This is a genomic window from Streptomyces sp. NPDC059224, from assembly GCF_042754285.1.
Lineage (GTDB): Bacteria > Actinomycetota > Actinomycetes > Streptomycetales > Streptomycetaceae > Streptomyces.
In genome coordinates this window covers 75,706-94,160 of sequence record NZ_JBHZAN010000009.1, presented here as the reverse complement: position 1 = coordinate 94,160, position 18,455 = coordinate 75,706, and the positions used below count along the sequence as shown (strand labels likewise).

Genomic DNA, 18,455 nt, shown 5'->3' with positions numbered 1-18,455 from the left:
GCCGGCACCCGGGCCCGGCGGCCCGTCACTCCGGTGGTCCGCCCGTACGGGTCGCGAGCCGGCGTTCCTCCCGGCGCTGGGCGCGGCGGCGCCAGAAGCGGCGGATCCGGGAGATCAGGAACACCAGCACGGTCAGGCCGGTGGCCAGCAGCACCGCCGCGACGACCGCCGCCGCCAGCGGGTGGAACATCGCGAACGACACGATCGCGCCGACGCCGAGGTCCTCGGCGAAGCTCAGCACGATGTTGCTGAACGGCTCCGGCGAGGTGTTGACCGCCATCCGGGTCCCGGCCTTGACGGTGTGGCTGGCCAGCGCCGTCGAGCCGCCGACCAGCGCGGCCACCACGTCGTTGAGCGAGCCGCTCTGCCCGGCGAGCAGCGCCCCGACCCAGGCGCCGGCCACCGGGCGGACCACCGTGTGCACGGAGTCCCACACCGAGTCGACGTACGGGATCTTGTCGGCGACCGCCTCGCACAGGAACAGCACGCCCGCGACGATCAGCACCTCGGGGCGTTGCAGCGTCTCGGGGACGTCGTCGCTCAGGCCCGTAGCGCCGAAGAGGCCGAGCAGCAGCACCACCGCGTACGCGTTGATTCCGCTGGCCCAGCCGCTGGTGAAGACCAAGGGGAGTACCGACACGGACGCGATCGTAACCAGTCGGCGCCCGCGGGTCCTGGGGCTGAGCACGCGGAGCTGAGTACGCGTACCCAGGGAGTGATTTGAGTAGGCGCGCGGATGGGTTGCGACCTGCGTGGACGAGAGAGTGGAGGCACGGAAAGGGGCGCCAGGTCCGGTACCGCCGGCACGGGGCGGCGGAACGGCGCCGGCGCCCTCGACCGCTCCTTCCGCCGATCCGTCGGCGGAAGCGAGACACGGGGGAGAGGGGACCCGGGGGAGACAACGGGAATCCGGGGAAACACGGGGGTGTACGCAAGGCGCCGGTCCACCGGTGGCCCGCGGGGGACGCGGCCACGGCGGGCCGGCGCCTTCGCGTGCCGGTCCCGGAAGGGCTCAGCCCTTCCCGCTCACCCGTCCCTGCAGCAGCCGGGACAGGGCCGAGTGGACGTCGTCCAGGGAGCGCTCCGGCTGGAAGGACTTCCAGTCCAGCGCGGCCACCAGCACCATGCCGACCAGCGCGGCCGCCGTCAGCTGGACGTCGATCTCGTCGCTGAACTCGCCGTTGTCGACGCCTTCGCGCAGCACGCCCTCGACGACCGCGACCGCCTGCTGCCGGACCACCATCAGCGTCGACTGCCAGGCCCGGTTGGTGCGCCACAGCTCGGCCACGTAGAGCTGGGTGAAGGCCGGGTAGCGGTCTATGAAGACCAGACCCGCGCGGACCATGGCGTCCAGGGCGTCGACCCGGCTGCCGCCCTCCCGCGCGGTCCGCTCGGCGGCCTCCTTCAAGGAGGCGGTGAGCAGGCCCACACCGTGCCGCAGCAGTTCCTCGAAGAGGACCGACTTGCTCGCGAAGTTGTAGTAGACCGTGCCCTTCGCGACCCCGGCACGCTCGGCGATCTCGTCCACGGTGGTGGCCGAGAAGCCCTGCTCGGCGATGAGGGTGACGGCCGCCTCGTAGAGCTTCTGCCGGGTGGCTTCACGGCGCGTGCTGCCGCCCGTGGTGCTGCTGCTTTCCATGGTCCCGATTCTCACAGGAACGGGGGCCCCGGCGGACACCGAAGACGCGGACACGGATCTCCTCACAGGGTCAGCTCAGGGTGCAGCCGGTCCAGCGTCCACACCTGGCGGCGCCGTGCGGACAGGGCGGTGAGCGCGAGGGCGCCCGCCGTGAACGCCGTCAGGACGGCACAGGCCTGCCACACCGGGCCCAGCCCGCCGCCGGTGATCAGCCGCCGCAGGCCCGCCACGACGTAGCTCATCGGCAGGAACGGATGGATCGCGTTGAAGAAGCCCGGGCTGGTCTGCACGGGATAGGTGCCGCCCGCCGAGGTCAGCTGGAGCATCAGCAGGGCCAGCACCAGGATCCGGCCCGCCGCCCCGAAGCGCGCGTTCAGCCACTGCACGATCGCGGCGAAGCAGGCCGTCACCAGGAACAGGAACCCGACCGTCCCGGCCGCGCGGACCATCTGCAGACCGATCGCCCAGTGCAGTACGGCCATCAGGGCGGCCGTCTGCAGCACCCCGACCGCGACCACCGGCAGCCAGCCCGCCAGCGCGATCCGCCAGGGCGCCGAACCCGCCGCCAGGGCGCGCCGGTTGAGCGGCTGGATCAGCATGTAGGCCACCATCGCGCCGACCCACAGGGACAGCGGGATGAAGTACGGGGCGAACCCGGTGCCGTAGTTGGGCGCCTTGTGCAGGTCCTTGGAGGCGAGCTGGACCGGGTCGGCCATCACCTGGGTGCGCCGGTCGCGGTCCTGCTTGCCGTAGTCGGGGATCTGTGACGCGCCGTCGTGCAGCCCGCCGGCGAGCCTGCCGGAGCCGTCGGCGAGCTTGTACATCCCGCCGTTGAGGTCCTGGGCGCCGGTCTCCAGCCTGCCCACGCCCGTGTCCAGGCCGGTCGCGCCGGTCAGTGCCGTGCCGAGACCGGTGTGCAGCCGCGCGGCGCCGGCGGCGACCCGGGCCGCGCCGTCGTTCAGCTTGTTGATCTTCTTGACGGCGTCGGCGACGTCCTCGGAGAGGTGCGGGGCCCGGTCGGCGAGGACCTCGGCCTGCCGCTGCAGGGTGCCGAGCCGGGTGTCGAGCGTCTTGAGGTCGCCGTGCTGGTCCGCGATCAGGGTGTCGAGGTCGTCGGCGACGGCGGCCACGTCGACGGCCGCGTCCCTGGCCTTCTTCAGGTCGGGGCAGACGGGATCGTCGAGCAACCCGGCCGGGCAGCGCGCCCGGTAGACCTCGTCCAGCGTGTCGGCGGCCGTGTGCGCGCCCTTCGCGGCCACGGGGGCGGCCCTCACCAGGACGCCCAGGTTGTCGCGGACGGTCCGCGCCGAGTCGGCGACCAGTCGCGCCGTGTCGCCGATGGTCTTCTCGTTCTTCTCGAGATACGGGCCCACCTTGCCGTAGACCCCGTTGACCTGGTCCGCGAGGGTCTGGGTGCCGTCCGCGACCTGACGGGAGCCGTCCGTGAGCGTCCCCGCGCCCGTGTCCAGCTTCCCGATCCCCTTGGCCAGCTCCCCGCTGCCGGTCTTGGCGTCCTTCAGCCCGTCGGCGAGGTCCCTGGACCCCTTCTCGGCCTTCCCGATGCCACCGGTGAGCGTGTCGGCGCCCTCGGCGGCCTTCACGGTCTGCCCGTGGATGTCGGCGAACGAGATGAAGATGCGGTCCAGGAAGGACCGGGACGTCTTGGCGGACGCGGCCGAGCGCACCTCGTTGAAGACCGTTCGGGAGATCTGGCCGACGATGTAGTTGTTCGCGTCGTTCGTACGCACCTGGAGCGCACCGGTCTGCGGGGAGTCGCCGGCGCTGGAGGCGATGCGCGAGCTGAGGTCGGCGGGCATGGTCAGCGACAGGTAGTAGGTGCCGTTCTCGACGCCCTGGCGCGCCTCGGCCGCGCTCACCCGGTGCCACTCGAACGTCCGGCTGTCCTTCAGCCCGTCGACGATGTCGTCGCCCGCGGTGATCTTCCTGCCGTCGGCGTCGGCCCCCCTGTCGTCGTTGACGAGCGCCACCGGGATGCGGTCCAGCCGCCCGTACGGATCCCAGAACGACCACAGATAGAGCGCGCCGTACAGCAGCGGCAGCACCAGCAGGGCCACCAGGGCCGCGCGGGGCAGCCTCCCCCGTGCGAAGCGCCTGAGCTCAAGCGCGGCCAGTCGTGGCGAGCGCATCGCCGGCCTCCTCCCCGGTACCGGAGCCTTCCGGCGTTGCGGTCTCGTCTTCCCGGGCGGTCCCGGTGCGCACCACGACGGCGCCCTCCAGCCCCTCCCCGCACACCGCGACCACGGTGGTGCCGGCCTCGGCGATCGAGGCCAACAGGGCCCCCACCGCCGTCCGTTCGGCCGCAGGCAGCTTCAGGTCCGCGTCGTCCACGGCCAGCAGTCGCGGCCGGCCGACCAGCGCCAGCGCCACCGACAGGCGCAGCGCCTCGATCCGCTCCAGATCCCGTACGACGGTCCGGGCGCCCTTGGGCAGCGAATCCAGGTCGAGCCCGGCGGCGGCCACGGCGTCGTCGATCAGCTGCTCCGCCCGCGCGGTCCGCTCGCCCCGCGGCCGCACCAGATCACGCAGCGAGTCGCCGAACCGGCGCTGCAGCAGGGCCCGTTCCCGCAGGTGCTCGCCGACGGTGAGGGCCGGTTCGAGGTCGGTGACCCCGGCGACGTTGGCCACCGCGCTGATCCGGCGGACGGCCGCCGGATGCCTGGGCAGCCGGGCCTCGCCGACCGTCGCGGTGCCCTCGGTGGCCCTCATCCGTCCGGTGAGCGCGAGCAGCAGACAGGTGCGGCCGGAGCCGGACGGTCCCTCCACCGCGATCAGTGCGCCGGGCCCGGCGTCCAGGGAGATCCCCTGGAACGCCCAGCCGCGCGGGCCCTCGAGCCCGAGCCGCTCGGCCGTGACAGGTACGCCGTGCACAGGTTCCCCCTGCCTTGCGAAGTGGTGTCGCCCACCGATTTTTGAACTGACTGGTCAGTGCAAAAATAGACCCGAACCTACGCTCGAAGCAAAACCGCAGGTCAGAACGGATTGTCAGTGCCATACCGCACGATGGGCACATACGGCACCCCGAGTAAGGGAGCCGTCACCCAGACGACAGGAGGTTCGTCATGGCCAACTCCTCAGCGGCCGCCGCCCACCGGCGCCGCGCCACCGGCCCTGCCCCCTCACTGACCGGCCCGGCGAGCGACGTGCACCCCGTGCTCCGCCGGGCCACGGCCCCGCCTGCCGCCCTCGACCTGCTCACCCAGGCCCGCGCCGCCCTCGACGAGGCCGCGCTCCTGGACACCCCCAACGAGCGCTACGCGACCGCGCATCTGGCCGCCCTGCGCACGGCCGCCGCCGTGCTCGCCGCCCGCGCCCGACCCGAGACCTCGCCCCGGCGCCGGGCCCGTATCCGCAGCGCCTGGGAGGTGCTGCCCGAGGTGGCGCCCGAGCTCACCGAGTGGAGCGCCCTGTTCGCCTCCGGCGCCGGCCGCCGTGCCCGCGCCGAGGCCGGCATCCAGGGCGCGGCGGGCCGCCGCGACGCCGACGACCTGATACGGGACGTCGAGATGTTCCTCCGCATCGTCGAGCGGATGCTGATCCTCCAGCCGGTGCTGCCGCAGCCCCGCCGGCAGGACGGCGAGCGGCCGGACGGCACCCCGGACAGAGGGCTGCCCGACGCGGGGTGACCAGCAAGGCAGGCGTCCGGCGCGGGAGGGCCGGGGCGGGAAGCCGGGGGCCGTGGGGAGGCGGCGGAGGCAATAGGGTGGAGAGCGCCTGAAGCCTTCCTTCCTCCCGCGCTCCGGGCCGGGAAGGCACCGAGTTCGCGCCGCCGGGCAACAGGCGGTGCCGCGCCGAGGAGTCAACTGCCGTGCCGGACCCCACACGACCCCGCGCTTCTCTCCGTACCGCCGTGGTCTGGGAGGTCCTCCAGGACGCCCTCGACCGCCGGGTCAAGGCCACCGGCCGGGAGGCGCTGGACGTCCTCGACACCGGCGGCGGCAGTGGCAACTTCGCCGTGCCCCTCGCCCGCCTCGGCCACCGGGTCACCGTTGTCGACCCCAGCCCGAACGCGCTGTTCGCGCTGGAGCGCCGCGCCGCCGAGGCCGGCGTCGCGGACCGGGTCAAGGGCGTCCAGGGCGATGTCCTCGGCCTGTTCGACGTGGTCGGGCGCGGCGGCCACGACGTGGTGCTCTGCCACGGCGTCCTGGAGTACGTCGACGACCCGGCCGAGGGCGTGCGCAACACGGTGGCCGCGCTGCGCTCCGAGGGCGTCCTCAGCCTGCTCGCCGCCGGGCTCGGCGGCGCCGTGCTCGCGCGGGCCCTGGCCGGGCACTTCAAGGAGGCCCGGCAGGCTCTCGACGACCCGGACGGCCGCTGGGGCAGCGGCGACCCCATGCCGCGCCGTTTCACCGCCGAGCAGCTCACCGCCCTGGTCCAGGGCGCGGGCCTGGCCGTCGCCGCCGTGCACGGCGTGCGGGTCTTCGCCGACCTGGTGCCCGGCGTCCTGGTGGACACGGAGCCCGGCGCGCTCGACGCGCTGCTCAAGCTGGAGGCCGCGGCGGCCGAGCTTCCGGCATTCCACGCCGTCGCCACCCAGCTCCATGTGCTCGGCGAGACTCCGGGTGCGGCCGGGGCCTGAGATTCTCCTGAGACGACCCCGCTGATCAGGGACTCGGCAGCGGATGGAGTACGCCACAGGCCCCCCGATCGAGGGGTTTGCGCCGTATGATCGAGGGAGACCGCTCGGCATGACGGGTCGGCCGCCGGGGAATGGAAGCCTCAGCGAGCCGGACCGGCCATGGCGGGTTCCGGTTGGCCAATTGGCCTAGAGGGGCGGGTTTCACGGGGGCGATTCCCTGCCTATCCTGAAGGGACCCCCCGGGTCGCCCCGGCGACTGCACGATGAGGAGGACGCCGTGCCGCTCTCGGAGCACGAGCAGCGAATGCTTGAGCAGATGGAGCGAGCGCTGTACGCCGAAGACCCCAAGTTCGCGACAGCGCTTGAGGGAAGCGGCCTGCGGTCGTACACCCGGCGACGGGTCTACCAGGCGGCCGCCGGCTTCCTCGTGGGTATCGCGCTCCTCATGGCCGGAATGGTCGCAAAGCAGATCTGGGTCAGCGTGGTGGGCTTCCTCGTCATGCTGGGCTGCGCGGTCCTCGCCGTCACCGGCTGGCGCAAGGCTCCCAAGCCCGGCGAGCAGCCCGCGGGAGGCCAGCAGGCCCGCCGCCAGGTCCGCCCGAAGCGGTCCATGATGGACCGCATCGAGGAGCGCTGGCAGCGCCGCCGCGACGAGCAGGGCCAGTAGGACTTCGCCGAACAGGCGGAACAGCAGAGCAGAGCGTGACTGAGGGGTGACCGCCCGCCGGGTGATCACCCCTCAGCCATGTCCGCACGTCGTGGGCGGCCCGGTGGGGGGGGGCCGCCCGGGCGCGGGGGCGGGCGCCGGGGCGGCGCCCCGGTGGCACCGCGGGGGCGGGGGGGGGCGGGGCGGCGCGGGGTTGGGTTTTTTTCGGTTTCACTACCCGGGTGTGTTCCCTGGGGGTGGGGGGGGTGTCGGGGGCGGGGGCGCGGGTGCGGGGGGGGCCCCCCCCGGGGCCCCCCCCCACGACCGTGTCCGGGGGCCTGCCGCCGGTCAGCCTCGCTGTTCCGACGGCTTGCCCGGGGCCGGGCGGGCCGTCGCGACCCGATCCCGCAGCCGTGCCCACCCGGCCGACGCCGCCCACAGCACCCGCACCGCCGACCGCGGCACGAACAGCGCCCGCAGCCGGGTGGGCACGCCGACCGTGCCGTTGAGCGCGACCGTCACCCGGCGGACGTCGTCCGAGAGGCCCGCCGTCGGCCGCGGCCGCGGCGCGTACAGCACCTGTTCGACCGCGTCCGCGACCCGGTGCACCGAGGCGGCCGCGACCGGGTCGAGCCCGCCCAGCCGGACGATCCGGGCGGCCGTGCCGCGGGGGCTCTGCGAGTCGTCCGGCGGGACGCCGAAGTCCCAGGCCATGTCGATCAGTTCCTGCCAGACCGCCAGCGTGTGCGCCGCCACACCGTCGGGGGTACGGTCGTAGCCCCCGAGCCGGTGGGCACGCATCCGCTGCCGGTAGAGCATCGGCGACAGCGGCACCGCCAGCACGGCGAGTCCGGCGAGCGCCCACAGCGCCAGCTGCCACCACGGCGGCCCGCCGTCGCCCCGCTGCACCGCGCCCGCCGCCGACGGGCTCGCGCACACGTCCTGCTTGCGCAGCTGGGCCGAGCAGCTCTCGCTCGCCGAGGCCGAGGCCGACTGCGCCGCCGAGGCGTTCTTGGAGGGCAGCGCCTCGTCCGGCACCGAGGAACCGGGCGTGTCCGAAAGGGTGTAGGACGGCGTGGTGCCCCGCGTCGGGGTCGGCTCGAACCGGGTCCAGCCCACGCCCTCGAAGTACAGTTCCGGCCAGGCGTGCGCGTCCTTCAGCCCCACCGAGACCGTGCCGTCGGCCTGCGGGGTGCCGGGCGCGAAGCCCACCGCGACCCGGGCCGGGATACCCAGCGTGCGGGCCATCGCCGCCATCGCGAAGGAGAAGTGCACGCAGAAACCGCGCTTCTGCTTCAGGAAGTTCGCGATCGCGCCCTCGCCCCGGCCGACCTGCACCTGGGTGTCGTACTGGAAGCCGCCGTTGACCGCGAAGTAGTCCTGGAGCTTGACCGCCTCCTCGTAGTGGTTCGCCGAGCCCGCGGTGACCTCCCGCGCCGTCTGCGCCACCACCGACGGCAGCGAGGACGGCACCTTGGTGTAGTCCTTCTTCATGGCCGCCGGGGGCTCCGGCGCCGCGGCCAGCTGACCCGCCGTCGGCTGCACGTCGAGGCTGGTGACCTGGTAGGTCTCACCGCGGGTGTTCTGCCCGTGGTCGCCGACCAGGGTCATCCCGACGGGCTCGTAGCGCCAGGAGCCGGCGATCTTCACTGCGCTGGGCGGGTACGGCATCGGTAGCCAGTCCTGGGCGTACCAGTCGGCGGCCGAGATGGTGGTCCGCACCGTCGCCCGCTTGACGTCGCCGCCCAGGCCGGCCGGGGTCGGGAAGGTGTCCGGAACGCCGGTGATGTGTCGCTGGGCCGGCTTCCAGGTGGTGCCGTCGAAGTCGTCCAGGGAGACGATCCGCAGATACAGGTCGGAGACGTCGGCGGTGCCGGTCCGTACGGACAGCACCTGGCGGTCCTCGTCCACGTTGAGGCTGTCGCGCAGCGACACCAGGGGGTTGACCGCGGAGATCGTGCCGCCGTTCCCGTTGCCCACGCCCACGCCGTTCCCGGTGCCGTCCAGCAGGCCGCCCTGGATCGAGGGCATCACGAACGGCACGAAGAGGGCGACGCTCAGCACCGCGAAGCCGATCCGGCGTCCGCTCCGCACCGGGGCCACCGCACCGCTGTCCTGGCCGCCCGGGGTGCGCGAGACACCGCCGAACACCCGGCCCCACTGGGAGAGCCGGTTCCGGCCCTCGGCGAGCAGCAACAGCAGGTAGCCGGCCGCCGCCACCAGGAACCAGAGCCAGTCGGTCGGCCCGTCGGACAGGCCCGCCGCCACCGAGTACAGCGCGAGCAGCGGCAGCCCCGCCGGGGCCGCGCTGCGGTAGGTCACCGCGAGGGTGTCCACGATCAGCCCGACGATCAGCACCCCGCCGATCACCATCAGCCGGATGCCGTCCGACAGCGGAGCGGGTATCGCGTACCGGCTGATGTCGTCGGAGCCCTGCTGGAGCAGGTCTGCGAAGTAGCGGAAGGTGTCCGGGCCGGGGACCAGCCCGGCGATCGCGTGGCCCCGGGCGAAGACCAGGGTCAGCATCAACAGGGTGACCAGGGCCTGCGCGGCCACGGTCAGCGGCCGGGCCAGCGGGACCCGCCGCGCGGCCGCGCCCACGCCGGTCTGGACGGCCACCAGGAACGCGGCCTGGAACAGCCAGGTCATCGGGGAGACCAGGGGCAGCAGGGCACAGGAGGCCATCAGCGTCGCCGCCGCCGCGGTGAGGGCCAGCCGGGCCCGTCCGCTCATCACCGGTCCTCCCCGGCCGCCGCGGCCACCGAAAGGCGCTCCCGGTCGGCCTGCCGCCACAGCTCGGCCAGTGGCGCACCGCGCGCCACGCCGATTGCCGTCCAGCCGGCCTCGCGCAGCATCCGCAGCCGCTCCTCGTGCGCGTTGCCCGGCGCGGGCACGTCGGTGGGCTCCCGCACCCAGGTGTCCGGGTCCAGGACGAAGGCGACCGCACCGCCGCTGCGCCGGCGCATCTTGGCCGCCACCGCCGCCTGTTCCTCGTCGAGATCGCCCAGGAAGGCGACGAGGAGCCCCTCGTTCCCGCCGCGCAGGACGTCGTAGGCCCGGGACAGGCCGGTGCCGTCGGAGTGGTCGACCACGGCCAGGGTGTCCATCATCTGGCCTGCCGCGTCCGCCGAGTCCTGCCCGGTGCCCGCGAAGCCGTCGGCGCCCTCGCCGGGTACCGCGCTGCCGGTGTCCGTCAACAGCCGGACCGAGAAGCCGCGTTCGAGCATGTGGACCAGGACCGAGGCGGCGCCGGAGACCGCCCATTCGAACGCCGAGTCGGGGCCCGCGCCCTCGTAGGCGATGCCCCGGGTGTCCAGCAGCACCGTGCAGCGGGCGCGCTGAGGCTGTTCCTCGCGGCGCACCATCAGCTCGCCGTAGCGGGCGGTGGAGCGCCAGTGCACCCGGCGCAGGTCGTCGCCGTACCGGTAGCCGCGGGGGATCACGTCGTCCTCGCCGGCCAGGGCCAGCGAGCGCTGCCGCCCGTCGCCGTACCCCTTCGCCTCGCCGCTGAGCCGGATCGGCGAGAGCGGCTCCACCTTGGGGATGACGGTCAGGGTGTCGAACGTGGAGAAGGAACGGGTCAGCTCGCACATCCCGAACGGGTCGGTCAGGCGCAGCTGGAGCGGGCCCAGCGGATAGCGGCCGCGCAGGTCCGAGCGGACCCGGTAGGAGACCTCCCGGCGGCCGCCCGGCTCGACCCGGTCCAGGACGAAACGCGGGCGCGGGCCGAGGACGTAGGGCACCCGGTCCTGGAGCATCAGCAGACCCGTGGGCAGCCGCGAGACGTTGTCCATCCGCAGGTGGACGCGGGCCTCGCTGCCGGCCGGTACCCGCGAGGGGGAGAGCCGGCGGCTGCCGGCCACCCGGTAGCGGGTGCGGTAGAGGACGGCCGCGCAGATCAGCGGCAGCACGGCGAGCAGCAGCCCGACCCGGCGCAGATCGCTCTGGCCGAGGATGTACGCGCAGATCACCGCCGCGACGCCGGCCGCCAGGAAGGAGCGGCCGCGGGTGGTCAGCCCGGACAGGGCCGTGCGGACGCCGCCGGACTCCTCGCGGTCGGCCTCCGCCGGGGCGCTCATCACAGACTCCGCGGGGGCTGCTGGGGATAGGCGGGCACGCCCCGGCCCAGACCGCCGAAGCCGCTCTGCTGCCGGGGGGCCGAGGGCACCGGCGTCTGCTGCAGGATCTCCTGGACGACCTGCTCCGCGGTGCGCCGGTTGAGCTGGGCCTGCGCGGTGGGCAGCAGCCGGTGGGCGAGGACCGCCACGGCGAGTGCCTGTACGTCGTCGGGCAGCGCGTACTCCCGGCCGCTCAGGGCCGCGGACGCCTTCGCCGCGCGCAGCAGGTGCAGCGTCGCGCGCGGTGAGGCGCCGAGTCTGAGGTCGGGGTGGGTGCGGGTGGCGGAGACCAGGTCCACCGCGTACCGCCGGACCGTCTCGGCGACGTGGACGCCCCGCACGGTCTCGACGAGTTTCACGACGTCGTGCGCGTGCGCCACCGGCTGGAGGTCCTCCAGCGGGTTCGCCCCGCCGTGGATGTCGAGCATCCGCAACTCGGCCTCCGCGCTCGGGTAGCCGACCGAGACACGGGCCATGAAACGGTCGCGCTGGGCCTCAGGCAGCGGATAGGTGCCCTCCATCTCGACCGGGTTCTGGGTGGCCACCACCATGAACGGGCTGGGCAGTTCGTAGGTCTGCCCGTCGATGGTGACCTGCCGCTCCTCCATCGACTCCAGCAGCGCGGACTGGGTCTTCGGCGAGGCGCGGTTGATCTCGTCGCCGATCACGATCTGGGCGAAGATGGCGCCCGGTTTGAACTCGAAGTCCCGGCGCTGCTGGTCCCAGATGGACACGCCGGTGATGTCCGACGGCAGCAGGTCGGGCGTGAACTGGATGCGTCGCACCGAACAGTCGATGGACCGCGCCAGGGCCTTCGCCAGCATCGTCTTGCCGACACCCGGGACGTCCTCGATCAGAAGGTGTCCCTCGGCCAGCAGGACGGTCAGCGAAAGCCGTACGACCTCCGGCTTGCCCTCGATCACGCTCTCCACCGAACTGCGGACCCGCTCCACAGTGGCGGTCAGATCAGTAAGGCTCGCTCGATCGTCATAGGTCGTCACCCGGCCCTCCTCGGCCCCTTATTGCCCGGGCCGGCGCTCTGTCAGCGGAACCGGCCCACCCCGAAACACGGACACCACGCGTGAATGGTTCCGCGTGACGTCTCACACCGCATTCTTGCTGCCGTTACCGATTCGTGTCACTCGCCTGTGGACAACTGCCCGCACTATGTCGGTCCTACGACCTTTCGGTCGTGTATTCGACAGCGTCCGGACAGGGTACGGCGGCGGCTTTCGGGGCGGGCGGTCCGTCGGAGCCGCTGGGCTCAGGCGGGGTCGACCTCGCGGAGCAGGCCGGTGCGGACGTCGAAGACGAAGCCGCGTACGTCGTCGGTGTGCAGCATGAACGGCGAGGTGCGCACCCGCTGCATGGACTGCCGTACGTCCTGGTCGACGTCACGGAAGGACTCCACCGCCCACGCCGGGCGCTGGCCCACCTCCATCTCCAGCTCGGAGCGGAAGTCCTCGGTGAGGGCCTCCAGGCCGCAGCCGGTGTGGTGGATGAGGACCACGCTGCGGGTGCCGAGCTTGCGCTGGCTGATGGTCAGGGAACGGATCACGTCGTCGGTGACCACACCGCCGGCGTTGCGGATGGTGTGGCAGTCGCCGAGCTGCAGGCCGAGTGCCTTGTGCAGGTCGATACGGGCGTCCATACAGGACACCACGGCCACGTGCAGCACGGGCCGCGCGTCCATGCCGGGGTCGGTGAAGGCGGATGCATAGGTCCGGTTGGCGTCGATCAGGCGGTCCGTCACGGTGCCTCGGTCCGTTATGGCGCCTTCGGATCCAGTGGGAGCTGCTGCGGAAGTCGTCATAGACACGACGTTACTGGTCACGGCCGTTCAGAGCCTGCTGTGAGAGGGCACAAAGAACGTCATCGTGGCTTGTTGTGAGCTAACCCACACGGAGGGCAAACCAGGGCCGGACGGGTGATTCAGGTCCGATCCCGGCGCCCGCCACCCTGCCGTACGCGCCGTACAGGCCGGTTGATTGACCGGGCGACACGGTGGACTAAAGTGACGCGAAGCGGGAGGCGAGGCCCTCCCCGCTGGTGAAATCCCCTGGAGACCCCGGCACGGCGCCCGGACCGTCTCCCCACGTGCGCGGCGCGCGTACCGAGCGGGCGGGGACCCGGCGGTGCGTATCTCCCGCGCGGACCTGAGAGGCCCCCAGAATGCAAGGGCGCGAAGCGCTTCCGAACAACGGCGGTGGCGGGCGGCAGGAGGGTGGCAGCCGACACGTCCCGGTGATGCTCCAGCGGTGCCTGGATCTGCTGGCACCCGCCCTGGACGCGCCGGGCAGCGTGGTCGTCGACTGCACTCTCGGCCTCGGCGGCCACAGCGAGGCGCTGCTGACCCGCTTCCCCGAGGTCCGTCTGGTCGCCCTGGACCGTGACAAGGAGGCCCTGCGCCTGTCGGGGGAGCGTCTGGCCCCCTTCGGTGACCGCGCCACCCTGGTGCACGCCGTCTACGACGAGCTGCCCGGTGTACTCGAGCGCCTCGGCATCGCGCGCGTGCAGGGCGTCCTGTTCGACCTCGGCGTCTCCTCCATGCAACTCGACGAGGCCGACCGCGGCTTCGCCTACGCCCAGGACGCGCCCCTCGACATGCGCATGGACCAGACGACCGGCATCAGCGCCGCCGAGGTCCTCAACACCTACCCGGCCGGTGACCTGGTGCGCATCCTGTTCGCGTACGGCGAGGAGAAGCAGGCCAAGCGGATCGTCTCGGCCGTCGTCCGGGAGCGCGAGAAGGAGCCGTTCAGCAACAGTGCCCGGCTCGTCGAACTGATCCGTGACTCCCTGCCGCAGGCCGCCAAGCGCACCGGCGGCAACCCCGCCAAGCGCACCTTCCAGGCGCTGCGCATCGAGGTCAACGGCGAACTGGCCGTGCTGGAAAGGGCGATCCCGGCCGCGGTGCAGGCTCTCGCGGTCGGCGGCCGGATCGCCGTACTGTCGTACCACTCGCTCGAGGACCGCCTCGTCAAGCAGGTGTTCGCGGCCGGTGCCGCCACCACCGCGCCGCCCGGGCTGCCGGTCGTGCCCGAGCAGTACCAGCCCCGGCTCAAGCTGCTCACCCGCGGTGCCGAACTTCCCACCGAGGAAGAGGTCGCCGAGAACCGCCGGGCCGCGCCCGCGCGTCTTCGAGGAGCCCAGCGCATCAGGGAGTCCATTGAATGAGCGGCGTGAGCACGCTGGGTTTCCGGACCCACCGGAGGACACGTGAGTAGGAAGCCCGAGCTGAAGGGGCGGGCCGCCCGGCTCGCCCGGCTCTTCCCGGTCGGCCGGGCCAACCAGGCCGCCCGCACCCCTTTCGTCCTGCTGGTCGTCCTGCTGCTGGGCAGCGGCCTGATCGGCCTGCTGGTGCTGAACTCGGCGCTCAGCGAGGGCTCGTTCAAACTCGACGACCTGCAGAAGCAGACCAAGAGCCTCACCGACGAGGAACAGGCCCTGCAGCGGGACATCGACGCCTACTCCGCCCCCGACGCCCTCCAGCGCCGGGCCCGCGAACTCGGCATGGTCCCCGGCGGCGACCCGGCCTTCCTCGGTTCCGACGGCACCGTCAAGGGCGTCCCCAGCACCGCCGCGCTCCGCGCGACCAGCCAGCCGCCCGCCCCCGAGGCCATCGGTACGCCGTCCGCCGCCGGGCCGACGCCCGCCGCCTCCGCTCCGGTGACCGCACAGGCCTCCCCGCCGGTGACGACCCCGGCGCCGGGCCTCACGCCCGTGACGACCCCGACCACGACCCCCGGCAGGTGACGGACGTGCCAGACACTTCTGGAGAGAGGCAGGCGCCGCGCCGCCGCGTGCCCGGCCCCGCCGGGCCGCCCCGCCCCCGGGAGCCCCGGGGCGCGGTCCGGCGCGGGCCCGGCCCCGGCGCCCGCCCGGTCCGCCGCCCGGGCGCGCCCCGCACCGCGGCCCAGCGCCCGCTGCGGCTCGGCAGCCCCCGGCCCCGGCTGCGCATGGTCGGCTTCGCCCTGACCCTGGTGCTGCTGATCTTCGTCGGGCGGCTGCTCCAGGTACAGGCCGTCGACGCCAGCGCGTACGCCGCGAAGGCCGAGCAGAACCGGTACGTCGTGCACACCCTGGCCGCCGAGCGCGGCGGGATCACCGACCGCAACGGCGTGGCGCTGGCGATCAGCGAGGACGCCTACGACATCACCGCCGACCCCACGATGTTCACCAGCAAGCAGCTCAAGGTGAACGACGGCCCCGAGCAGGCCGCCGCGCTGCTCGCCCCGATCCTCGGCAGGGACCAGGCCGACCTCGTCAAGCTGCTGCGGCCCGGGAACCGGGAACTGCGCTACGTCCGGCTCGCCGCCCGGCAGACCCCGCAGGTCTGGAAGCAGATCAAGGACCTGAAGACCGCGCTCACCAACAAGGCCGAGACCGGCGGCGGCTCGGCCAACGTGCTCGCCGGTGTCTTCGCCGACCCCAGCAGCCAGCGGGTGTACCCGAACGGCGACCTGGCCGCCGGGATACTGGGCTGGGTCAACGCGGACGGCAAGGGCGGCGGCGGTGTCGAGCAGCAGCTCGACAAGGCGCTGACCGGCAAGGACGGCAAGATCCGCTATGCCCAGTCCGGTGGGCGTGAGGTGCCCACCGCGGGCTCCACGGAGACCCCGGCCGTGCCCGGCTCGGACGTGGAGCTGACCATCGACCGGGACATCCAGTGGGCGGCGCAGAACGCCATCACCGAGCAGGTCAAGAAGTCCCGGGCGGACCGCGGCTACGTGGTCGTCCAGGACACCAGGACCGGGCAGATCCTGGCGATGGCGAACTCGCCCGGCTTCGACCCGAACGACCTGTCGACGGCCGACGCCGCCGCCATGGGCAACGCGGCCCTCCAGGACGCCTACGAGCCCGGCTCCACCGCCAAGGTGATGTCGATGGCGGCCGTCCTGGAGGAGAACGCGGCCACCCCGCTCACCCACGTGGTGGTGCCCAACCGGCTGCACCGCGGCGACCGCCTCTTCAAGGACGACGTCGACCACGACACCTGGTACCTCACGCTCAACGGCGTGCTCGCCAAGTCCAGCAACATCGGCACCATCCTCGCCACCGGCCAGCTCGGCAGGACCCAGAAGCAGGCCAACCAGGTCCTCTACTCGTATCTGCGGAAGTTCGGCATCGGCGGCTACACCGGGCTCGGCTTCCCCGGCGAGACCCGGGGCATCCTGGCCGCCCCGGCCAAGTGGTCCACCTCGCAGCAGTACACGATCCCTTTCGGCCAGGGCTTCTCCATCAACGCCATGCAGGCGGCCTCCGTCTATTCGACCATCGCCAACGGCGGAGTCCGGGTGGAGCCGACCCTGGTGCGCGGCTCCAAGGGCGCCGACGGCCGCTTCGCGCCGGCCGCGCAGCCCAAGAAGACCCGCGTGGTCAGTGCGAAGACGGCCGGCACGCTCGCCCAGATGCTGGAGTCCGTCGTGGACGACGAACAGGGCACCGGCGCCAAGGCGGCCATCCCCGGCTACAACGTCGCGGGTAAGACCGGGACCGCCAACCGAGTGGATCCGGCCACCGGCAGATACCACGGCTACACCTCCTCGTTCGCCGGCTTCGCGCCCGCGGACAAGCCCCGCATCACCGTCTACTGCGCCATCCAGAACGCCACCGCCGGCAGCTACTTCGGCGGCCAGATCTGCGGCCCGATCTACAAGCAGGTGATGGAGTTCGCCCTCAAGACCCTGCAGATCCCGCCGACCGGCGCCAAGGCGGCGAAGCTGCCCGTCGACTACAAGCCCTGAATCAGCGCCTCAGCTTTTCGGAAAGACCACCAGGAACGAGCCCGTGACAACGATCACCCCCGATCCCGGGAACCACCGGGCCCCAGAGCCCTCACTTCGCTCCGGAGCGGGTGCGCCCGGTACGCTCACCGCCGTGCCACACGCTGATCAGTCCCAAACCACCCAGAAGGGCGCTTCCGTGACATATCCGGGGCCGCCCAGGCCGGTTCAGGTCTCCGCAAAACCCCTCGCGGAGCTCGCCGATCAGCTGGGCGCCGCCGTCCCGGACACCGCGGACACAGTGGAGGTCACGGGCATCACCCATGACTCGCGCGCCGTCCGCCCCGGCGACGTGTACGCCGCCCTGCCCGGCGCCCGGCTGCACGGCGCCGACTTCGTCGCCCAGGCCGCCGGTCTCGGCGCGGTCGCCGTGCTGACCGACCCGACGGGCGCCGAACGCGCCGCCGCGACCGGCCTGCCGGTCCTGGTCGCCGACGACCCGCGCGCGCGGATGGGCGAACTCGCCGCCACCATCTACGGGCACCCCGGCCGCGACCTGCTCCAGATCGGCATCACCGGCACCTCCGGCAAGACCACCACGGCCTACCTGGTCGAGGGCGGTCTGAGGAGCACCCGCAGCACCGGACTCATCGGTACCGTCGAGATGCGCATCGGCGACGAGCGCATCAAGTCGGAGCGCACCACCCCCGAGGCCACCGACCTGCAGGCCCTGTTCGCCGTCATGCGCGAACGCGGCGTCGAGGCGGTCGCCATGGAGGTCTCCAGCCACGCCCTGGTCCTCGGCCGGGTCGACGGCTGTGTCTTCGACATCGCCGTCTTCACCAACCTCAGCCCGGAACACATGGAGTTCCACTCCGACATGGAGGACTACTACCGGGCCAAGGCGCAGCTCTTCACCCCGAGGCGCAGCAAACGGGGCGTGGTCAACGTCGACGACGAGTACGGCCGCAGACTCGCCCGCGAGGCCGGCGTCCCGGTCGTCACCTACTCCGCCGAGGGCCACCCCGACGCCGACTGGCGGGCCGCGGACGTCCACATCGGCCCGATGGACTCGACGTTCACCGTCCTTGGACCCGACGGCGTCGAGGTCACCGCCAAGTCGCCGCTGCCGGGCCCCTTCAACGTGGCCAACACGCTCGCCGCGATCGTCGCCCTGGCCGCCGCGGGCCTCGACCCGCAGACCGCCGCCGACGGCATCGCCGCCGTCCCGGGCGTCCCGGGCCGCCTGGAGCGGGTGGACGCCGGACAGGCCTATCTCGCCGTCGTCGACTACGCGCACAAGACGGACGCCGTCGAATCGGTCCTCAAGGCGCTGCGCAAGGTCACCAAGGGCAGGCTGCACATCGTCCTCGGCTGCGGCGGCGACCGCGACACGACCAAGCGGGCCCCGATGGGCGCCGCGGCGGCCCGGCTCGCCGACACGGCCGTACTGACGTCGGACAACCCCCGCTCCGAGGACCCGCTCGCCATCCTCGCGACCATGCTGGAGGGGGCCGCCACCGTGCCCGCCCACGAGCGCGGTGAGGTGCTCCTCTTCGAGGAACGGGCCGCCGCGATCGCCGCGGCCGTGGCCCGCGCCCACCCCGGCGACACCGTGCTGGTCGCCGGCAAGGGCCACGAGCAGGGCCAGGACATCGCCGGCGTGATCCGTCCCTTCGACGACCGCCAGGTGCTTCGCGAAGCTATCCAGAAGACCCAGGGATGAACT

At 72.8% G+C, this 18,455-nt stretch carries 15 protein-coding genes; 7 read left to right on the top strand and 8 right to left on the bottom strand.

The window, feature by feature from the left end:
* Positions 1–25 precede the first annotated feature (25 nt).
* The 4 genes from ACFXI4_RS11685 to ACFXI4_RS11670 form a co-directional block, all read right to left on the bottom strand.
* Positions 26–640, bottom strand: coding sequence for a DUF4126 domain-containing protein (locus tag ACFXI4_RS11685; protein ID WP_384989616.1), 615 nt, complete (start codon positions 638–640; stop codon positions 26–28).
* 372 nt (positions 641–1,012) lie between these two features.
* Positions 1,013–1,639: a TetR/AcrR family transcriptional regulator gene (locus ACFXI4_RS11680; RefSeq protein WP_384989614.1), complete on the bottom strand. Its 627-nt coding sequence runs from the start codon at positions 1,637–1,639 to the stop codon at positions 1,013–1,015.
* A 62-nt stretch (positions 1,640–1,701) separates the two neighbouring features.
* Positions 1,702–3,786, bottom strand: a complete 2,085-nt coding sequence (locus ACFXI4_RS11675) for a YhgE/Pip family protein (RefSeq protein WP_384989613.1) — start codon at positions 3,784–3,786, stop codon at positions 1,702–1,704.
* On the bottom strand, positions 3,758–4,528 hold the full coding sequence (locus tag ACFXI4_RS11670; protein WP_384989611.1) for an ATP-binding cassette domain-containing protein: 771 nt from the start codon (positions 4,526–4,528) through the stop codon (positions 3,758–3,760). Before ACFXI4_RS11670 ends, ACFXI4_RS11675 begins: the two co-directional genes overlap by 29 nt.
* A gap of 191 nt (positions 4,529–4,719) precedes the next feature.
* On the opposite strand from ACFXI4_RS11670, the gene ACFXI4_RS11665 reads away from it, so the two are divergent.
* From ACFXI4_RS11665 to ACFXI4_RS11655, 3 genes are all read left to right on the top strand, one after another.
* Positions 4,720–5,283, top strand: a complete 564-nt coding sequence (locus ACFXI4_RS11665; RefSeq protein ID WP_384989609.1) for an SAV_6107 family HEPN domain-containing protein — start codon at positions 4,720–4,722, stop codon at positions 5,281–5,283.
* Positions 5,284–5,465: 182 nt separating this feature from the next.
* Positions 5,466–6,236: a methyltransferase gene (locus ACFXI4_RS11660; RefSeq protein WP_384989608.1), complete on the top strand. Its 771-nt coding sequence runs from the start codon at positions 5,466–5,468 to the stop codon at positions 6,234–6,236.
* 277 nt (positions 6,237–6,513) lie between these two features.
* The gene (locus ACFXI4_RS11655; protein WP_384989607.1) at positions 6,514–6,903 is read left to right on the top strand and encodes a DUF3040 domain-containing protein; all 390 of its coding nucleotides are present in this window, start codon (positions 6,514–6,516) and stop codon (positions 6,901–6,903) included.
* Positions 6,904–7,230: 327 nt separating this feature from the next.
* On the opposite strand, the gene ACFXI4_RS11650 is transcribed toward ACFXI4_RS11655, so the two are convergent.
* From ACFXI4_RS11650 to ACFXI4_RS11635, 4 genes are all read right to left on the bottom strand, one after another.
* The gene (locus tag ACFXI4_RS11650) at positions 7,231–9,615 is read right to left on the bottom strand and encodes a DUF3488 and DUF4129 domain-containing transglutaminase family protein (RefSeq protein ID WP_384989605.1); all 2,385 of its coding nucleotides are present in this window, start codon (positions 9,613–9,615) and stop codon (positions 7,231–7,233) included.
* Complete coding sequence (locus tag ACFXI4_RS11645) at positions 9,615–10,961, bottom strand: DUF58 domain-containing protein (RefSeq protein ID WP_384989604.1); 1,347 nt, start codon at positions 10,959–10,961, stop codon at positions 9,615–9,617. The genes ACFXI4_RS11650 and ACFXI4_RS11645 overlap by 1 nt, the downstream gene beginning before the upstream one ends.
* Positions 10,961–12,001: an AAA family ATPase gene (locus ACFXI4_RS11640; RefSeq protein WP_384989602.1), complete on the bottom strand. Its 1,041-nt coding sequence runs from the start codon at positions 11,999–12,001 to the stop codon at positions 10,961–10,963. Before ACFXI4_RS11640 ends, ACFXI4_RS11645 begins: the two co-directional genes overlap by 1 nt.
* Positions 12,002–12,264: 263 nt before the next feature.
* Positions 12,265–12,813, bottom strand: coding sequence for a beta-class carbonic anhydrase (locus ACFXI4_RS11635; RefSeq protein WP_384989600.1), 549 nt, complete (start codon positions 12,811–12,813; stop codon positions 12,265–12,267).
* 359 nt (positions 12,814–13,172) lie between these two features.
* Between ACFXI4_RS11635 and rsmH the strand changes: the two genes are divergently transcribed.
* The 4 genes from rsmH to ACFXI4_RS11615 are packed head-to-tail and all read left to right on the top strand — an operon-like array spanning position 13,173 to position 18,452.
* A complete protein-coding gene (gene rsmH, locus ACFXI4_RS11630) occupies positions 13,173–14,177 on the top strand; it encodes a 16S rRNA (cytosine(1402)-N(4))-methyltransferase RsmH (RefSeq protein ID WP_384989599.1) in 1,005 nt (334 codons plus the stop codon).
* Positions 14,178–14,219: 42 nt separating this feature from the next.
* Positions 14,220–14,756, top strand: a complete 537-nt coding sequence (locus ACFXI4_RS11625) for a septum formation initiator family protein (RefSeq protein ID WP_384989597.1) — start codon at positions 14,220–14,222, stop codon at positions 14,754–14,756.
* Positions 14,757–14,761: 5 nt separating this feature from the next.
* Complete coding sequence (locus ACFXI4_RS11620; RefSeq protein ID WP_384989595.1) at positions 14,762–16,747, top strand: peptidoglycan D,D-transpeptidase FtsI family protein; 1,986 nt, start codon at positions 14,762–14,764, stop codon at positions 16,745–16,747.
* A 43-nt stretch (positions 16,748–16,790) separates the two neighbouring features.
* Positions 16,791–18,452, top strand: a complete 1,662-nt coding sequence (locus ACFXI4_RS11615) for a UDP-N-acetylmuramoyl-L-alanyl-D-glutamate--2,6-diaminopimelate ligase (RefSeq protein ID WP_384989594.1) — start codon at positions 16,791–16,793, stop codon at positions 18,450–18,452.
* Positions 18,453–18,455 lie beyond the last annotated feature (3 nt).

Excerpts from the sequence above, each read along its gene's own strand:
- ACFXI4_RS11675 (WP_384989613.1), bottom strand. The coding sequence starts at position 3,786 with ATGCGCTCGCCACGACTGGCCGCGCTTGAGCTCAGGCGCTTCGCACGG.
- ACFXI4_RS11645 (WP_384989604.1), bottom strand. The coding sequence starts at position 10,961 with ATGAGCGCCCCGGCGGAGGCCGACCGCGAGGAGTCCGGCGGCGTCCGC.
- ACFXI4_RS11635 (WP_384989600.1), bottom strand. The coding sequence starts at position 12,813 with ATGACGACTTCCGCAGCAGCTCCCACTGGATCCGAAGGCGCCATAACG.
- ACFXI4_RS11650 (WP_384989605.1), bottom strand. The coding sequence starts at position 9,615 with ATGAGCGGACGGGCCCGGCTGGCCCTCACCGCGGCGGCGGCGACGCTG.
- ACFXI4_RS11665 (WP_384989609.1), top strand. The coding sequence starts at position 4,720 with ATGGCCAACTCCTCAGCGGCCGCCGCCCACCGGCGCCGCGCCACCGGC.
- ACFXI4_RS11680 (WP_384989614.1), bottom strand. The coding sequence starts at position 1,639 with ATGGAAAGCAGCAGCACCACGGGCGGCAGCACGCGCCGTGAAGCCACC.
- rsmH (WP_384989599.1), top strand. The coding sequence starts at position 13,173 with ATGCAAGGGCGCGAAGCGCTTCCGAACAACGGCGGTGGCGGGCGGCAG.